The sequence below is a fragment of the Pseudomonas sp. 18.1.10 genome (genome assembly GCF_024655625.1).
GTDB lineage: Bacteria > Pseudomonadota > Gammaproteobacteria > Pseudomonadales > Pseudomonadaceae > Aquipseudomonas.
In genome coordinates, this window is sequence record NZ_JANLGL010000046.1 from 1 (window position 1) to 15445 (window position 15445).

Here is a 15445-nt window from a genome sequence, read left to right on the forward strand (position 1 = left end):
TGTTATTTGTTTATAAGAGACTGGTCAAAATGTGGGAGCGGGCTTGCCCGCGAAGGGGCCCGCCAAGCCAGCACATCAGCCAGTTTGAAATGCAAAAAGCCCCGCCATTCACATGGCGGGGCTTTTGTTTTTCAGCGCGTCACTCAGACCTGCGGGTCGCCCACATGCAGGATCTTCATGCCGTTGGTGCCACCGGTGGTGTGGTAGCTGTCGCCCTTGGTCAGGATGACCCAGTCGCCTTTCTCCACGACGCCGCGCTTGACCAGCTCGTCGATGGCTGCCTGGCTGACTTCATTCGGTGCCAGCGAAGCCGGGTCGAACGGTACGGTGTACACGCCACGGAACATTGCCGCGCGAGCCTGGGCTTCGCGGTGTGGGGTGAACGCGTAGATCGGCACCGAGGAACGGATGCGCGACATAATCAACGGCGTGTAGCCACTTTCGGTCAAGGCGATGATCGCCTTCACGCCCGGGAAGTGGTTGGCGGTGTACATGGCGGCCAGGGCGATGCTCTGGTCGCAGCTTTCGAACTCTTTGCCGATGCGGTGGCTGGAGGTCTTGCTGGTTGGGTGCTTTTCGGCGCCGACGCAGATACGCGCCATCGCTTGCACTGCTTCCAGCGGGTACGGGCCGGCAGCACTTTCCGCCGAGAGCATCACGGCGTCGGTGTAGTCGAGCACGGCGTTGGCCACGTCGGACACTTCGGCGCGGGTCGGCATCGGGTTCTGGATCATCGACTCCATCATCTGGGTCGCGACGATCACCGCTTTGTTATGGCGGCGTGCGTGCAGGATGATCTTCTTCTGGATACCGATCAGCTCGGCGTCACCGATTTCCACACCCAGGTCACCACGGGCAACCATCACGGCGTCGGAGGCCTTGATTAGGCCGTCGAGGGTTTCGTCATCGGCCACGGCTTCGGCGCGTTCGATCTTCGCCACCAGCCAGGCGGTGCCGCCGGCTTCGTCGCGCAGTTTACGGGCGTATTCCATGTCGGCGGCGTCGCGCGGGAAGGACACGGCGAGGTAGTCCACTTCCATTTCGGCGGCGAGCTTGATGTCGGCCTTGTCTTTTTCAGTCAGGGCTGGAGCCGTCAGGCCACCGCCGCGACGGTTGATGCCTTTGTGGTCCGACAGCGGGCCGCCGATGATCACGGTGCAGTGCAGTTCAGTCGGAGTGGCGGTGTCGACGCGCATCACGACGCGACCGTCGTCCAGCAGCAGCTCGTCGCCGACGCCGCAGTCCTTGACCAGGTCCGGGTAGTCGATACCCACGACTTGCTGGTTGCCTTCGGTCAGCGGGTGGCTGGTGGAGAAGGTGAACGGGTCACCGATCTTCAGCTCGATACGCTTGTTGGAAAATTTGGCGATTCGAATTTTCGGGCCTTGCAGGTCACCCAGCAGTGCCACGAAGCGGCCGTGCTTGGCGGCCAGGTCACGCACCAGCTTGGCGCGAGCCTTGTGCTCGTCTGGGGTGCCGTGGGAGAAGTTCAGACGGGCAACGTCCAAACCAGCCAGAATCAGCTGTTCGAGGACTTCCGGCGAGTTACTGGCCGGGCCAAGGGTGGCGACGATTTTGGTACGACGGACGGACATGCACAGACTCCTGAGTTCAAGCGCTGGGGAAGGCTACTATGCTCTTTCGTTGTAGTCATTGTTCGTTTGCACTACTTATCGACGATTGACTTGTTTTCGCCGTGGCTGATTACGAACAACCTTGAAGATTTCGGGCGAGGGGTCGATACATTGCACAAGACAGGAGAACCCTCATGCGAATTTTGCTCATTGCTGCCCTGGCCGTCAGTGTTGTCGGCTGTACCCGCTGGTCGATGGACCACCATTTGAACAACGCCTACCGCGCCTATAAGGTCGGCGATTGCGAGCGCGTGACCTTGGAGTTGTCCCAGGTCGATCGTGAAAGCCGCACCCGGCGGTATGTGCAGCCGGAAGTTTCGATGTTGCGCGGACAGTGCCTGGAGCGGCAGAAATTGTTTGTCGATGCGGTGCAGACCTACCAATTCATCATCAACCAATACCCGTCGAGCGAGTACGCGTACCGTGCCCGCGCGCGGCTTGATACCTTGCAGCAGCTGGGACATTACCCCGGAGCGAGCACCGCACAGGCACGTCCGGCGTCATTGTGATGATATTCGTCATTTAATAGCTGGCCTGCTGCCAGTCTTGGGCTATTCTTTGAATGTTCGTTTGTACAAGTTTCTATTCGAACGAATGCAGGGCCCGGATTCGGCAGTTGTCCAGTGACAAGCGCGGTGTTGTTGTCACGTCGAAATCCAGGGAGAGCGAGCGATATTGCTCGTTCCGAATCATTGGCACGGCCAAAGTCATGGCCACTGGATGGCGATCTCATCATGTTTACCGACCGACGGATCGAGCGGCATCAGTTACCTTGTTTCCTGCAAGTCTTTAATCGCCTTACCGACAAGCCCATTGGCTTTTTAGGTAACGTCTCGCAAGACGGGCTCATGCTGATCAGCCAGTTGCCCATGATGGTCGGCGTTGACTTCGAGTTGCGCTTGAAGATGCCAGGGCCGGACGCTGGCGTCCATGTGGTTGATCTCACTGCAACCTGCTTATGGAGCCGCGAAGATATCAACCCGCAATACTACGATTCGGGTTTCAGCGTGTCCCCTGCGCCCTTGGAGTACGGGCAACTGATTAGCCTCCTGTCGCATTACTTCAGTTTTGACCACGTACAGGCTTCCGCCTAGATCCAACGCGTTCAGGGTACGGTGAGGGGGCTACCCCAGCCGTGCCCGTGTGCGTTGTTTCAAAATACCCCGGCTTTTTTCCAGCCCAGGTAGCGTGTCACCAGATCCGCTCCCAGTTCCGATGGCGACGTGTCCAGCACCGACAGGCCGTGGGCGGTCAGGCGGTCGTGCAGTTCATTCCGGGTATTGAGGTAGTCGATGGTCCCGCTGTAAGCCAGGGCTTCGGGCAAGGTCTGCACCGGGGCCTGGCGCAGTTGATCGAGTACTTCCTCACGCAAGCTCGCCACCAGCACCCGATGCTGGCGGCCGATTCGCTTGACGGCACTCAGCAGCGTGTCATCGTCCTCATCCCTGAGGTTGGTCACCACGATCACCAATGCACGACGTTTCTGGCGGGCCAGCAGCTGGCTTGCCGCGGCCTCGTAGTCGGCCGTGCGTCGGCTCGTGTCCAGGTCGTACACCGTATTCAGCAGCAGGTTCAACTGGCTGCTGCCCTTGACCGGCGCGAGGTAGCGCGGCCGCTCGCCGGCGAAGGTGCACAACCCCACCGCGTCCCCCTGGCGCAAGGCAACATAGCTGAGCAGCAGGCAGGCGTTGAGCGCATGGTCGAAATGCGACAGCTCGCCATCCTGGCTGCGCATGCGTCGGCCGCAATCGAGCATGAACACGATCTGCTGGTCGCGCTCGTCCTGGTACTCCCGGGCGATGGGCGTACGTTGCCGAGCGGTTGCCTTCCAATCGATCTGCCGCAAGCTGTCGCCTTCGCGAAACTCGCGCAGTTGATGAAACTCCAGGCCTAATCCGCGTCGTTGATACTGGCGAACCCCCAGTTGGCTCAGCCAGTTATCCACCCCCAGGAGTTGCGCACCGTAGAGGCGGGCAAAGTCGGGGTAGACACGGGTGGCGTCACTGGCGTCGATAAAACGTCGCGCCGCCCAAAGCCCCAAGTGACTTGGCAGGTGGACTTCGCAGCGACTGAAGGTGAAATGCCCGCGCCGTAAGGGGCGTAGTCGATACACCAGCTCGCTGCGCTCGCCGGGACGCAACTCGATGGATTGGGGCATGTTCTCCACGCCCAGGCCGTCGGGGACGTGGTCGAATACGTGCACGCTCAGGGGCTGGAGGTAATCGTGCGCAAATGTTAGGTGTACCTCGCCCCAACGGCCCAGTGCCAGGCTGCCGGGCATCTGCCGTTGCACGCGCGGGGAAGGGCGCCGGCGCAGGCGGACGGCATCCAGCAACGCCAACAGCAAGAGTGCCAGCAGTAGCCCCCAGGCGACTGAGTGCAGGGTGCCTGGCACCTCAAGCTGCAATGCCGCGGCAGCGCCCAGCAGGGTGTTCAGGCCCAGCAGCACAGCCAGCCAAGTCAGCAGCAGGCGGGTTGGTTTCATGGGCGGCTCACTGCCGAGGGGCCGGGATCTGATCGAGCATTTGCTTGAGCACCTGGTCCACGTCCAATCCGTCGATGTCCAGTTCCGGGGCGATACGGACCCGGTGGCGCAGGACTGCCAAGGCGCAACTCTTGATGTCATCCGGGGTGACGAATTCGCCGCCGCGCAATAGGGCCCTGGCCCGGGCACCGCGCACCAGGGCGATGGACGCACGCGGGCCGGCGCCAATGGTCAAGCCGGGCCAACTGCGGGTGGCGCGTGCCAGGCGCACGGCATAGTCGAGGACTTGCTCGTCCAGGGCGAGCTCACTGGCGATCTGCTGGAGTTGCAGCACATCGTCGGCGTGCAGCACGGTGCGCAGGGGCTGTACGTCGAGCATGTCGGCCCGGGACGAGCGCGTGACTTCGCGCACCATGTCCAGTTCCTGCTGGGCATCGGGGTAGTCCATGCGCACCTTCAGCATGAAGCGGTCCAGTTCGGCCTCGGGCAAGGGGTAGGTGCCTTCCTGTTCGATGGGGTTCTGGGTTGCCAGCACCATGAACGGTTGGCCAATGGGCAGTGCTTCCCCTTCCAGGGTGACCTGACGCTCCTGCATGGCTTCGAGCAAGGCGGCCTGGGTCTTGGCAGGGGCGCGGTTGATTTCGTCAGCCAGCAGCAGATGGGTGAACAGCGGCCCTTTGCGCAGCTTGAATTGTTCGGTGTGCAGGTCGTACACGGCGTGGCCTGTAACATCGCTGGGCATCAGGTCCGGGGTGAACTGGATGCGCGCGAATTCACCGCCAAAACACCGCGCCAGGGCACGTACCAGCAAGGTCTTGCCCAGGCCGGGCACACCTTCCAGCAATACGTGGCCGCCGGCGATCAGTGCCGTGAGCACGTCATCGATCACTTGATCCTGGCCAATCACCGCCTTGCGCAGTTCAACACGCAGGGCCTGTGCCTGCTGGCTTGCCAGGTGCAGGGCGTCGGTTGTCAGCGCCGGTGCCGGGGAATTTTCGCTCATAGGGCGTTCCTGAGGGTTTGCAGGCTTGCCACCTGCCGGCTGAAATCGGCACTGGAAAGCCGTTTTGCCGGAAGTGGGCCGAGGGCCTGACTGATGACGTAAGAGGGTTGGCGTGTCAGCTGTTCAAGGGCTTGCTGCTGTTCAGCCGTGTCGAGGTGTTCAAAACCTGGGTGGCGGCGCCGGGCGGCGCGCAGGATGTCGCGCTGCAAGGCTTGCAACAGGGCACCCTGGCCACTGCGGCGCAGCAGGAAATCGGCGCTGGCCTGCAAGTGTTCCAGCAATTGCCGGCGCGCCTTGGGAGCGGGGGCGCGTATCGGGCCTTGCCGCATGCCGGCGTGCCAAAGCGCCAGGGCGAGCAGTGCGACGAGGGCCACCAGGGCTTGGGGGAAGTAGCGCAGCAACAAGGTGAAGAGGTCATCCACGTCGCTGTTGAACAGCAAGGTCACTACGGTGCCTTGATTGAGGTACCACAACAGCCAGGCGTTGTCGTGCTTGCCGATTGCCGGGTATTTCCACAGGTCGCTGTCGGTGACCACCGTCACATTGCCTTGCCCGAGCTTGAGCTGCATCAGGTGGCTGGACTTCGCGCTATTGGCGGAAAACTGCGCCAGGTGCTTGGGGTCGGTGAGGTTGAAGTCAGTGTCGAAGCTGAAATAGGCCGGGGCGGTTTCGTTGTCGACATAGAGCTTTGTCAGGTCGGGAGCTAGCTTTTTGCGGGCCTTGGCGGGCTCTTCAGGTTCATCACTCAATGTTTGCCGCAGAAGCAGGCGATCAAGCAGCAAATCGCCGCTTTTGCCGCTTTCATCGTCCCACAGTGCTTCGGCTACCAGCAGCAGGTGGCCGCCGGCCTTGGCCCATTCCAGGAGTTGTTCGACCTGGCGAGGCGACATGTTGCTGCGCTCCCCCAGTAACAATAGGCTGCTGCCCTGGGCGGGAAGGGTCTCCAGGCGCTCCAGGCCATTGGCGTGTTGGACGCTCAGGCCGTGGTGGCGCAGGAAGTGTTCCGCCGCCAGGTAAGGGTTGGCCCTGGCTTCTGGAGAGGGGCCGTGGTCGATGACTTCGTCGTAGGGGACCGCGTTGCGCCACAGGAAATAGCTCCCCACCCCCAGCAGGCCCACGAGCAGCAGGCCGATCCACAACATTGGCCGGTTCATTGGGACGCTCCCGAATTGAATAGGGTGCGCCAGTGACTGCACAGTTGCTGTTGAGCCTGGACCGGGGGAAGGCGATGGCCGTACGCGAGGTTTTGCCAGTGTCGAGTCAGCTCGTCACTGAATGCCAGCAGCTGCGGCTGCTGCAATCGCTGAATACGTTCCAGGACCTGGCCTTCGGTGTCCGCGCTCTTGAGTGGCAGGTTGAAGTCGTGCAACAGCCGGCTGAGCAGGCCGCGATAGAGCAGGCCAAGCGCTTCCCGCGGCTGCGTGGGCCAAAGTCGCTCGGCGGTGCTGGCGATATCGTCCGGTAGGGTTTCAACACCCAGCTCCAGGCCGAACAGTTGCGTCGGCAAGGGCTTGCCGGTTTTGGGCTGGCGTGGCCGGCGCCGGGTGACAAAGGTGTGCAGCCAGTCGCGATAACGCCAGACCACTAGGGCAATGCCACCTGCCAACAGGCTCCAAAGCAGTATCTCGACGCCCTCGGCGATGTGCTTGAAGGCATTGCTGTTGAGGTTGTCGAGCAATGCCTGCAACCAGGCAGGCAGTTTGCCGTCACCTTTGTGTTTGACGCTTGCGGCGGGTTTTTCTTCGCCGAAGTGATAACGGGTGACGGTTTCCGGATTTTTGAAAGGGGGCTTGTCCAGCAATGCCTTGATCGACTGGCTGGCGGCCTGGGTGGTTACTGGTTTGGACGGCGGCGCATCATCGGCCATGGCAGGGCGGCTGAACGGGGTTGATACCAGCACGATCATCAGCAATACCACCGGCGCCACGCTGCCCAGGCGTTGGCGCAGGCGGCGGAACACCAGCTCCAGGTCCCAGGCTTCCAGCACGGTGCGGCGATTGAGGTAAAGGCTGAAGCCGCATGCCACGTAGATAGGCTCCCAGAACACCAGGATCAGTGCGTAGAACCCATTGCCCAGGTGTTCCAGCCAGAGCGCCTCTGAACCGGTTGCCAGTGCCAGCCTTCGCCAGTCCCAATCCAGTTCGAGTTGTTGGGGGATGAATAAATAGAACAGGGCCAGGCAACCCAGCCACAGGCCTATCTCCAGGTGCATCCCGATAAGGGTCAGCCAGCGCCCGGCCCCGGCGTTGCGTTGCTGCAATACGCCGAGGCGGCGTTGGCGCTCTTTGCCATCCAGGCCTTCGAGTTGGCTGACGGGCATTGCGAAGCTGCGGCTCAGGCTGAATCGCCGCCAGGTCAGGCTGGCCAGCAGTTGGCCTTTGAGCAGGTGCGGCCATTGGCGCACGGCTTGGCCGATACCGGGCGTTTCTGCAAACAGGGCTTTGGACAGGATATGCAGCGGCAGGCGATCAAAGGCCGGCTTCAACCACCAGAACAGGAACATGACCATGGAGGGGTACCGCCACAGCAGTGCGGTCAGCAACGCGTAAATCGGCAATGTCACCAACGCCCAGCTGCCCATCAGCAACCAACGATGTTCCTGGGCCATGAGCACCCCAAGGTCCATGGCCTCCCAGGAGGTGCGAGGGCGAATCACCACGCTTGCATTACTCAGGCGCATGGTGAGTCCGTCCGGCAAAGATCAGGTACGTGGCCACCAGCAGCCAGAGCAGGGCGCCCACGAGGTATTTGAGCCACGGTGCAATGCTGGTGGTGGAGGACCAGTAGGCTTCGATAAAGGCTGCGATCAGGAGGAACGCCATCACACCGCAGAGCATCTGCACGCTTTGATGGGCCGCCAGCCTCAGGGATTCACCACGGGTCAGTTGCCCGGGGGCAATCAACGCCCAGCCCAACTGCAGGCCTGCTGCGCCGGCCAGGGCGATGGCGCTGAGTTCAAAGGCACCATGGCCGATCACGAATGACCAGAACGTCTGGCCGTAGCCGATTTCGGTGAGGTGCCCGGAGATTGCGCCGATGACCAGGCCGTTGAAAATCAGGAAGAACACGCTGCCCAGGCCCAGGAACAGGCCGGCGGCAAAGGTCTGGAAGGCGATGCCGATGTTGTGCATCACGTAGTAGCCAAACATCATCCAGTCTTCGCTGGATGCGCGCTCGGCGGCCCGCCCGAGGTGGCTGGCAGCGGGGTCGTACATGCTTTGCATCTCGGCCACCTGCTGGGGGCTGACGATGCTGTAGATCAGGTCGGGAAACAGGAACACCAGCAATGCCACGCCCACCAGGCTGCCGAAGAACAGCAGGCTGGCGGCCAATACAAAGCGCCACTGGGCGCGCACCAGGCGCGGGAAGTCCGCGAGTACGAAGCTCAATACCTTCGCCGCCAATTGGCTGCGATGGCGATACAACTGTTGATGGCCACGCAGGGCCAATTGCTGCAGCGGGTCCACCAGGTAACTGCTGTAGCCACGCTCCTGAGCCAGGGCGAGGTGTTGGCACAGGCGTCGATACTGGTGGGGGAAGTCGGCAAGGTCACTGGCCTTGGCCTTGCCCTGCTCCAACTGTTCCAGCTGCACGGTGAAGGCCTGCCATTGGGGTTGGTGACGCTGTTCGAAGAGGCTCTGTTTCATGTCGGCCCCATCAGGCCGCGGGCCACGCCGTTGAGTTGCTCGACGGCACGGGCCGGAGACACTTGCAGGGGCGTGGCGAGGATCGACGCCAGTTCGTGAACCCGCTCGGCGGACAGTTCACCCTGGCGCTCGGCAAAGCCGAGAATGGCGCGCTGCTCGTCGAGGTCCAGGGCGAAGGGTAAGCGCAGGGCGGCGGCCTGGGGCACTTTCGGACGTGGCAGGGGGCGTTCGTGGTAGATCACCAGGGTGCCGGCGGCCAGGTCGCCGAGGCGTTTGAAATGAGGATGCTTCAGGCAACTGATTGCCCCGAGAAAATAACCGAATGGCAGCATGTCGATAAAACGCAGCAGGTTGCGAATCAACGAGGCTGACCAACTGATGGGTGTGCCGTCGTCCTGGACGACACGCAAGCCCATCACCTGTTTACCTGGCGAGCAGCCCTGGTTGAGCACTTCGAACAGCACCATGTACCACCAGCTGACCAGGAACAGCAGCAGCGAACCGATGCCGATGCCGATGTTGCCGAGCAACGCCAGGGGGACGATGAGGATGCCCATGACCAGCCCGCGCAAGCCCAGGTCGAACGCAAAGGCCAATGCGCGAGGCGCAAGGCCAGCGGGGCGCAGCGGCAGGTCGATGCCCTCCGGGGTCTCGATCTGGTAACGGGTGTCCAATGGGGCTGATGGCATCGCGATCCTTGGCAGTGCAGTGTGGCTGGCAGACACGGATGCTAGCAGTGTCGGCGCTGGAAGCAACCACTCAAGCTTTTGCTGGATGTTTGTACAGGCGAGATCGCGCTGGCTTCGAGCGCCTTGCAGCGCCTAGACTTTGCGCATCATCAGCACAGGAACAGCCCGTGACCTCCATTTTCTGGTACGACTATGAAACCACCGGCATCAACCCGCGCAGCGATCGTCCGCTTCAGGTCGCCGGTATTCGCACCGACCTCGAACTGAACGAAGTCGGCCCGCCGGTCAACCTGTACTGCCAACCCAGCGACGATATCCTGCCCCATCCTGCCGCGTGCGCGATCACGGGCATCACCCCGGATATCCTCGCGCAAAAGGGCTTGGCCGAGGCTGATTTCATGACGCGGGTACACGCGGAACTGGCAGCTCCCGGTACATGCGGAGCGGGTTACAACACCCTGCGGTTTGACGATGAAATGACGCGCTACAGCCTGTATCGCAACTTTTTCGACCCTTATGCCCGTGAGTGGCAAGGGGGTAACAGTCGCTGGGATTTGATCGACGTGGTGCGCACCGCCTACGCCCTGCGCCCGGAAGGCATCGAGTGGCCGCAACAGGACGGGCGCGTCACGCTCAAGCTCGAACGCCTGACCGCGGCCAACGGGATTGACCATGGCCAGGCCCACGATGCCTTGTCCGACGTGCGCGCCACCATCGCGTTGGCGCGGTTGCTGCGGGAAAAACAGCCCAAGCTGTACGACTGGCTGTTCGAGCTGCGCAGCAAGCAGCGTGTGATGGACCAGGTACGGTTGCTGCAACCGATGGTGCATATTTCCGGGCGCTTTTCTGCCGAGCGCCATTACCTGGGTGTGGTGCTGCCGTTGGCGTGGCACCCGCGCAATCGCAATGCGTTGATCGTGTGTGACCTGGGCCTCGACCCTCAAGGGTTGCTGGACCTGGATGCCGAGACGCTACGCCAGCGCCTCTACACGCGACGTGACGAATTGGCGGAGGGTGAGTTGCCGGTGCCCCTCAAGTTGCTGCACATCAATCGCTGCCCGGTGGTGGCGCCATTGAGTGTGCTGCGGGCGCAGGATCGCGAGCGGTTGCAATTGGATATGGACAGTTATCAAGCACGTGCGCTGCGGCTAACTGACGCACAGGAAGTTTGGCGCGACAAGTTGGCGGCGATTTATGTCGAGGAAGATTTTGCGCCGACCCATGACCCGGAGCAGCAGCTTTATGATGGTTTTATCGGTGACCGTGATCGTCGTTTATGCGAGCAAGTGCGTAACGCTGAGCCGGCACAATTAGCGAACCAGCCGTGGCCTTTCGATGATCCGCGTCTGCCCGAATTATTATTTCGCTACCGTGCACGTAACTTTCCAGAGACCTTGAACAGCGAGGAGCAACAACGCTGGAAATTGTTCTGTGCGCAGCGTTTGACGGAGCCTGACTGGGGAGCGCCGATTACCCTTGAGGCATTTAACCAGGCGCGCCTGGAGTTGGCGGTAAGTGCTACGCCGTATCAGCTTCAGGTGTTGGATCAGTGGCAGCACTATGCCGATTCTTTAGCGGCACGCTTCAATTTGTAATCGGGTTATTAAAAAACCGGCAATAAAAAACGCCAGCAAGCTGGCGTTTTTTATGTGTCGCGTATCAGGCCTTGGCCCGATGAGGCTTAGCCCAGCAGGGTAGCCCAGCCTTCAACCACGTCACCGCCCCACTTGGCTTTCCACTCTTTCAGGGTTTTGTGGTTGCCACCTTTGGTTTCAATCACTTCGCCGTTGTGCGGGTTCTTGTATTGCTTGACCTTGCGTGCACGCTTGGTGCCGGTAGTTTTCACGGCGCCACGTGGGGCCTTAACTTTCGACTCTGGGTCCAGCAGCGCGATGATGTCACGCAGGGACTTGGAGTATTCACCCATCAGGGTGCGCAGTTTGCCTTCGAATTCCAGCTCAGTTTGCAGCTTGTCGTCTTGGGACAGGTTCTTCAAACGAGCTTGCAGCTCTTTGATAGCTTCTTCGGTGGCGCGGTATTCGTTGATCAGGGACATGTGGACTACCTTATGTAGAACGCTGATTGACAGGAAGTGGGCCAATAATAGTCAGGCCAAATCCTCAAGTAAACATTTAAGGGTGTATTTATGTGAATTACGTTGAATGTTTGTGGCAGTGCCCTGCGTTCGAATTAATTAATAGGGCGTAGGCCGTAAAGATAATCTCCTTAAAAGGCTTAACTGCCCAATCTTGCAGTTAATCGTTCATATACCGCTGGTAAAACCTTACGCTGTTAAGGGTTGTGGCCGGGGCGGGCGCTCAGAATGGGCACAACGGATACTGCAGTTTTTCTGCGTTGTCGCTAGAATGGCGGCCTTTGCGAAGTTCTGGAGTTTCCCCCTAATGCGCACTTTTCGGCTGGTGATTGCTTGCCCGGACCGGGTTGGTATCGTTGCCAAAGTCAGTAATTTCCTGGCCTCCCACAACGGCTGGATCACCGAGGCGAGCCATCACTCGGACAATCTCAGCGGTTGGTTCTTCATGCGTCACGAGATTCGTGCCGATTCGCTGCCCTTTGGTCTTGATGCCTTCCGCGACGCATTTGCGCCGATTGCCGAAGAGTTCTCGATGACCTGGCACATCACCGACACCGAGCAGAAGAAGCGCGTGGTGCTGATGGCCAGTCGCGAATCCCACTGCCTCGCCGACTTGCTGCACCGCTGGCACAGTGACGAACTGGACTGCGAGATCGCCTGCGTGATTTCCAACCATGATGACCTGCGCAGCATGGTCGAGTGGCATGGCATCCCGTACTACCACGTGCCGGTCAACCCACAGGACAAGGAGCCGGCCTTTGCCGAAGTCTCCCGTCTGGTCAAGCAGCATGAAGCCGATGTCGTAGTGCTGGCGCGCTATATGCAGATCCTGCCGCCGGAGCTGTGCAGCGAGTACGCGGGCAAGGTCATCAACATTCACCACAGCTTCCTGCCGTCGTTTGTCGGCGCGAAGCCTTATCACCAGGCTTCGCTGCGTGGCGTGAAGTTGATTGGCGCGACGTGCCACTACGTGACTGAAGAGCTGGACGCCGGCCCGATCATCGAGCAGGACGTGGTCCGTGTCAGCCACAGCGACAGCATTGAAGACATGGTGCGCTTCGGGCGTGACGTCGAGAAAATGGTACTGGCCCGTGGCCTGCGCTATCACCTGGAAGACCGCGTATTGGTGCACGGCAACAAGACGGTCGTGTTCTGATCCGCGCGTTGTGATTGAAGAATGAAGGGCCTGGGCGTTAAATCGTCCCAGGCCCTTTTTCTTTGCCTGCCATCAAGGAGTGGACCATGAGCGATCCGCTGGACAAAGCCACATCCAAAGCCCCGGCGACGTTGGGGGAGGGGTGTTTGAGCCGCTATGACCCCGATGACCTCGACAGTGACGACGGTACCGAATTCCCGGGGGCCGCCGAGCTGTGGGAGCGTGAGCAGGGCAAGGCCGAAGACGACAAGGCGTAACGGCTTGCCCTTGATGAGCGTAGGTATCTACACAACGACTGGACCTGACAAAGCCCGAAGCTCTGGCTCTGGCTCTGGCTCTGGCTCTGGCTCTGGCTCTGGCTCTGGCTCTGGCTTTTCAGCTTTTGATCTTAGACGCCCCGTTAACCACGCTGGCCGGAGAGAGGGCACACCGAGCCTGGGCGAGGTGCCGAGTGGTGGGGCAAGAGCGTTTTGCTTACTTTTGCGCTCTTCAAAAGTGAGTCGCCGTAAGGGCGGAACCAATATCAGCCGTTACCTAAATAACGGATATGTACTCCGACCAAAAAGCCTCAGCGCCTGACACATAGCTATCGCAGGCAAGCCAGCTCCCACACTTGAACCGATTTACACCCGGTTAAAATAGCCCGACTGCCAGGCCGTCACGGGAACAAGCTCCCTCGCCACAGGTCCAGCAGCAATGCTCAAAGTCGTGTAGACACCTATGCCTTGATGGGTCAGATACGGAAACTGCCGACCAACTGCTTCAACCGCCCAGCCTGCTGCTCAAGGTCGGCACAGGCGCGCAACGTCGATTGCAGGTTTTCCACGCCTTCCTGGTTGAGGGTGTTGATCTCGGTGATGTCCATGTTGATCGACTCCACCACCGAGGTCTGTTCCTCGGTGGCGGTGGCGACCGACTGGTTCATGCCGTCGATCTCGCCGATGCGCTGGGTCACGCTGTTCAGGCGTTCGCCGGCGAGGTTGGCAATCTCCACGCTGTCCTGGCTGTGGCGCTGGCTTTCACTCATGGTGCTGACCGAATCCCGTGCGCCGACTTGCAGCTCTTCGATCATGGTTTGCACCTGTTGTGCCGACTCCTGGGTACGGTGGGCCAGGTTGCGCACTTCATCGGCCACCACGGCAAATCCGCGCCCCGCTTCCCCGGCACGGGCCGCTTCGATAGCGGCGTTGAGCGCCAGCAAGTTGGTTTGCTGGGAGATGCTGGTGATGACTTCGAGGATCTGCCCGATGTTCACCGTCTTGCTGTTAAGTGCCTCGATATTGGTGCTGGACGCGCTAATCATCGCCGATAGCTGAGTCATCGCCTTGATGTTGCGTTCCACCACTTGCTGGCCGTCTTCCGCCAGGTTGCGGGCATCGCTGGCCTGGCTGGAGGCTTGCGCGGCGTTGCGGGCGATTTCCTGGGCGGCGGCCCCCAATTGGTTGATGGCGGCGGCGACGCTGTTGGTGCGATTGGCTTGTTCGTCGGAGTTGAGCATCGACGAGTTGGAGGCGCTGACCACGCGCAGTGCTACTTCATTGACCTGCCCGGTGGCCGAGGATACTTCGCGGATCGATGTATGAATGCGCTCGACGAAACGGTTGAACGCATTGCCCAGGGTGCCGAATTCGTCGTGGTTCTGGATGGTCAGGCGGCGGGTCAGGTCACCCTCGCCATCGGCGATGTCTTGCATGGCACGGGTCATCAGGTGCAGTGGTTGCAGCAGCACGCGGATCAACATGCCGAGCAGGGCGATGATGATTACCACGGCAATCACCGTTGCGATTACCGCCGAGGCGCGGAATTCGCTGAGCATGGCGAAGGCTTTGTCTTTATCCACCGAAATGCCGAGGTACCAGTTCACCGACGGCAAACCTTTGATCGGCGTGAAGGTAATGATGTTGTCCTTGCCGTTGGCCTCGACTTCGCTGAAGTCGCTGCTGATTTTCGGGGTGTTGCCTGGATAGACGTCGGCCAGGGACTTCATCACCAGGTTCTTGTCCGGGTGCACCAGCACCTTGCCGTCGGCGCTGACCAGGAACGCATAACCCATGCCGCCCAGGTTCAGTGCGCCAATGTTGTCCACCAGGGTTTGCAGGCTCAGGTCACCGCCCACCACACCGATGGCCTGGCCGGCCTTGGTGCTCGGGGTGGCGATGGAAATGATCAACTTGCCCGTCGCCGCGTCGATGTAGGGCTCGGTCAGGGTTGAACCGTTGCTGGTCTGGGCGCCCTTGTACCAGGGGCGGGTGCGCGGGTCGAAGCCGTCCGGCATCTTGGTGTCGGGGCGAATGGTGAAGGCGCCGGTGCTGTCGCCGACGTAGGTTGCCATGAACGAGGAGGTCAGGCTTTTCTGGTCCAGCAGGCTGGCGACCACGTTGGGTTCTGGGTTGATGGCGATGTTTTGCGCAGCGTTCTCGACCAGCGCAATGCGCCCGCTGAGCCAGGTTTGAATGTTGCCGGCGGTGACATCGCCCATTTCATGCAGGTAACTGTTGAGGTTGTTGCGGATCGCGTTGCGTTGCAGGTAGTCGTTGTAGAGGGTAAACAGCGCAAAAGCGGCGACGACGATAAGGGAGGCTGCAAGCAGGATTTTGTGGCTGAAGCGTAGATTTTTATTCATGGCTTGTAGGGTCCGCTAAGGTCTTGATATCCGATGCGCGCCCTTATGGGGGGCGCAGAATGGCAGCGTCAAAAAAGGTGTGTTATTGCTTGTGACAGTTCCGCTGGCTCCTG

14 protein-coding genes and 1 pseudogene are annotated in these 15445 nt (G+C 60.6%); 5 read left to right on the forward strand and 10 right to left on the reverse strand.

Annotated features, from left to right (window positions below):
- Nucleotides 1–143 precede the first annotated feature (143 nt).
- On the reverse strand, nt 144–1595 hold the full coding sequence (gene pyk / locus NUV89_RS10685; protein ID WP_257781269.1) for a pyruvate kinase: 1452 nt from the start codon (nt 1593–1595) through the stop codon (nt 144–146).
- Nucleotides 1596–1768: 173 nt separating this feature from the next.
- Here pyk and NUV89_RS10690 point away from each other — a divergent pair, with 173 nt between their 5' ends.
- Nucleotides 1769–2143 carry a tetratricopeptide repeat protein gene (locus tag NUV89_RS10690; RefSeq protein ID WP_257781270.1) on the forward strand — a complete coding sequence of 125 codons (375 nt, stop codon included), beginning with the start codon at nt 1769–1771 and terminating at the stop codon, nt 2141–2143.
- A 225-nt stretch (nt 2144–2368) separates the two neighbouring features.
- Nucleotides 2369–2728, forward strand: coding sequence for a PilZ domain-containing protein (locus tag NUV89_RS10695; protein WP_257781271.1), 360 nt, complete (start codon nt 2369–2371; stop codon nt 2726–2728).
- A 59-nt stretch (nt 2729–2787) separates the two neighbouring features.
- On the opposite strand, the gene NUV89_RS10700 is transcribed toward NUV89_RS10695, so the two are convergent.
- Genes NUV89_RS10700 through NUV89_RS10725 form a run of 6 tightly spaced genes read right to left on the reverse strand, consistent with a single transcriptional unit; the run spans nt 2788 to nt 9458 of the window.
- Entirely contained in the window at nt 2788–4119 is a 1332-nt protein-coding gene (locus NUV89_RS10700; protein WP_257781272.1) for a DUF58 domain-containing protein, read from the reverse strand.
- Nucleotides 4120–4126: 7 nt separating this feature from the next.
- A complete protein-coding gene (locus NUV89_RS10705; protein WP_257781273.1) occupies nt 4127–5122 on the reverse strand; it encodes a MoxR family ATPase in 996 nt (331 codons plus the stop codon).
- The gene (locus tag NUV89_RS10710; protein WP_257781274.1) at nt 5119–6276 is read right to left on the reverse strand and encodes a DUF4350 domain-containing protein; all 1158 of its coding nucleotides are present in this window, start codon (nt 6274–6276) and stop codon (nt 5119–5121) included. Before NUV89_RS10710 ends, NUV89_RS10705 begins: the two co-directional genes overlap by 4 nt.
- Nucleotides 6273–7802 carry a DUF4129 domain-containing protein gene (locus NUV89_RS10715; RefSeq protein WP_257781275.1) on the reverse strand — a complete coding sequence of 510 codons (1530 nt, stop codon included), beginning with the start codon at nt 7800–7802 and terminating at the stop codon, nt 6273–6275. Before NUV89_RS10715 ends, NUV89_RS10710 begins: the two co-directional genes overlap by 4 nt.
- Entirely contained in the window at nt 7789–8769 is a 981-nt protein-coding gene (locus NUV89_RS10720) for a stage II sporulation protein M (RefSeq protein WP_257781276.1), read from the reverse strand. Before NUV89_RS10720 ends, NUV89_RS10715 begins: the two co-directional genes overlap by 14 nt.
- Nucleotides 8766–9458, reverse strand: a complete 693-nt coding sequence (locus tag NUV89_RS10725; protein WP_257781277.1) for an RDD family protein — start codon at nt 9456–9458, stop codon at nt 8766–8768. The genes NUV89_RS10720 and NUV89_RS10725 overlap by 4 nt, the downstream gene beginning before the upstream one ends.
- A 167-nt stretch (nt 9459–9625) precedes the next feature.
- Between NUV89_RS10725 and sbcB the strand changes: the two genes are divergently transcribed.
- Nucleotides 9626–11053 carry an exodeoxyribonuclease I gene (sbcB, locus tag NUV89_RS10730; RefSeq protein ID WP_257781278.1) on the forward strand — a complete coding sequence of 476 codons (1428 nt, stop codon included), beginning with the start codon at nt 9626–9628 and terminating at the stop codon, nt 11051–11053.
- An 86-nt stretch (nt 11054–11139) separates the two neighbouring features.
- Here sbcB and mvaT read toward each other — a convergent pair whose 3' ends face one another.
- On the reverse strand, nt 11140–11514 hold the full coding sequence (gene mvaT / locus NUV89_RS10735) for a histone-like nucleoid-structuring protein MvaT (protein WP_005790963.1): 375 nt from the start codon (nt 11512–11514) through the stop codon (nt 11140–11142).
- 346 nt (nt 11515–11860) lie between these two features.
- Between mvaT and purU the strand changes: the two genes are divergently transcribed.
- Together purU and NUV89_RS10745 are read left to right on the forward strand one after the other, a co-directional pair.
- Nucleotides 11861–12709, forward strand: coding sequence for a formyltetrahydrofolate deformylase (gene purU, locus NUV89_RS10740; RefSeq protein WP_124524960.1), 849 nt, complete (start codon nt 11861–11863; stop codon nt 12707–12709).
- An 86-nt stretch (nt 12710–12795) separates the two neighbouring features.
- The gene (locus NUV89_RS10745) at nt 12796–12966 is read left to right on the forward strand and encodes a hypothetical protein (protein WP_257781279.1); all 171 of its coding nucleotides are present in this window, start codon (nt 12796–12798) and stop codon (nt 12964–12966) included.
- A gap of 476 nt (nt 12967–13442) precedes the next feature.
- Here NUV89_RS10745 and NUV89_RS29920 read toward each other — a convergent pair whose 3' ends face one another.
- Both NUV89_RS29920 and NUV89_RS29925 read right to left on the reverse strand, forming a co-directional pair.
- Complete coding sequence (locus NUV89_RS29920) at nt 13443–14207, reverse strand: methyl-accepting chemotaxis protein (protein ID WP_370695332.1); 765 nt, start codon at nt 14205–14207, stop codon at nt 13443–13445.
- 93 nt (nt 14208–14300) lie between these two features.
- Nucleotides 14301–15332 (reverse strand): annotated as a pseudogene (locus NUV89_RS29925) (cache domain-containing protein); the annotation flags it as partial.
- Between the last annotated feature and the right edge of the window lie 113 nt (nt 15333–15445).

Coding starts and splice junctions, on each gene's coding strand:
- mvaT (WP_005790963.1), bottom strand. CDS start 11,514: ATGTCCCTGATCAACGAATACCGCGCCACCGAAGAAGCTATCAAAGAG.
- NUV89_RS10695 (WP_257781271.1), top strand. CDS start 2,369: ATGTTTACCGACCGACGGATCGAGCGGCATCAGTTACCTTGTTTCCTG.
- pyk (WP_257781269.1), bottom strand. CDS start 1,595: ATGTCCGTCCGTCGTACCAAAATCGTCGCCACCCTTGGCCCGGCCAGT.
- NUV89_RS10715 (WP_257781275.1), bottom strand. CDS start 7,802: ATGCGCCTGAGTAATGCAAGCGTGGTGATTCGCCCTCGCACCTCCTGG.
- purU (WP_124524960.1), top strand. CDS start 11,861: ATGCGCACTTTTCGGCTGGTGATTGCTTGCCCGGACCGGGTTGGTATC.
- NUV89_RS10690 (WP_257781270.1), top strand. CDS start 1,769: ATGCGAATTTTGCTCATTGCTGCCCTGGCCGTCAGTGTTGTCGGCTGT.
- NUV89_RS10720 (WP_257781276.1), bottom strand. CDS start 8,769: ATGAAACAGAGCCTCTTCGAACAGCGTCACCAACCCCAATGGCAGGCC.
- NUV89_RS29920 (WP_370695332.1), bottom strand. CDS start 14,207: ATGCTCAACTCCGACGAACAAGCCAATCGCACCAACAGCGTCGCCGCC.
- NUV89_RS10745 (WP_257781279.1), top strand. CDS start 12,796: ATGAGCGATCCGCTGGACAAAGCCACATCCAAAGCCCCGGCGACGTTG.
- NUV89_RS10705 (WP_257781273.1), bottom strand. CDS start 5,122: ATGAGCGAAAATTCCCCGGCACCGGCGCTGACAACCGACGCCCTGCAC.
- NUV89_RS10710 (WP_257781274.1), bottom strand. CDS start 6,276: ATGAACCGGCCAATGTTGTGGATCGGCCTGCTGCTCGTGGGCCTGCTG.
- NUV89_RS10725 (WP_257781277.1), bottom strand. CDS start 9,458: ATGCCATCAGCCCCATTGGACACCCGTTACCAGATCGAGACCCCGGAG.
- NUV89_RS10700 (WP_257781272.1), bottom strand. CDS start 4,119: ATGAAACCAACCCGCCTGCTGCTGACTTGGCTGGCTGTGCTGCTGGGC.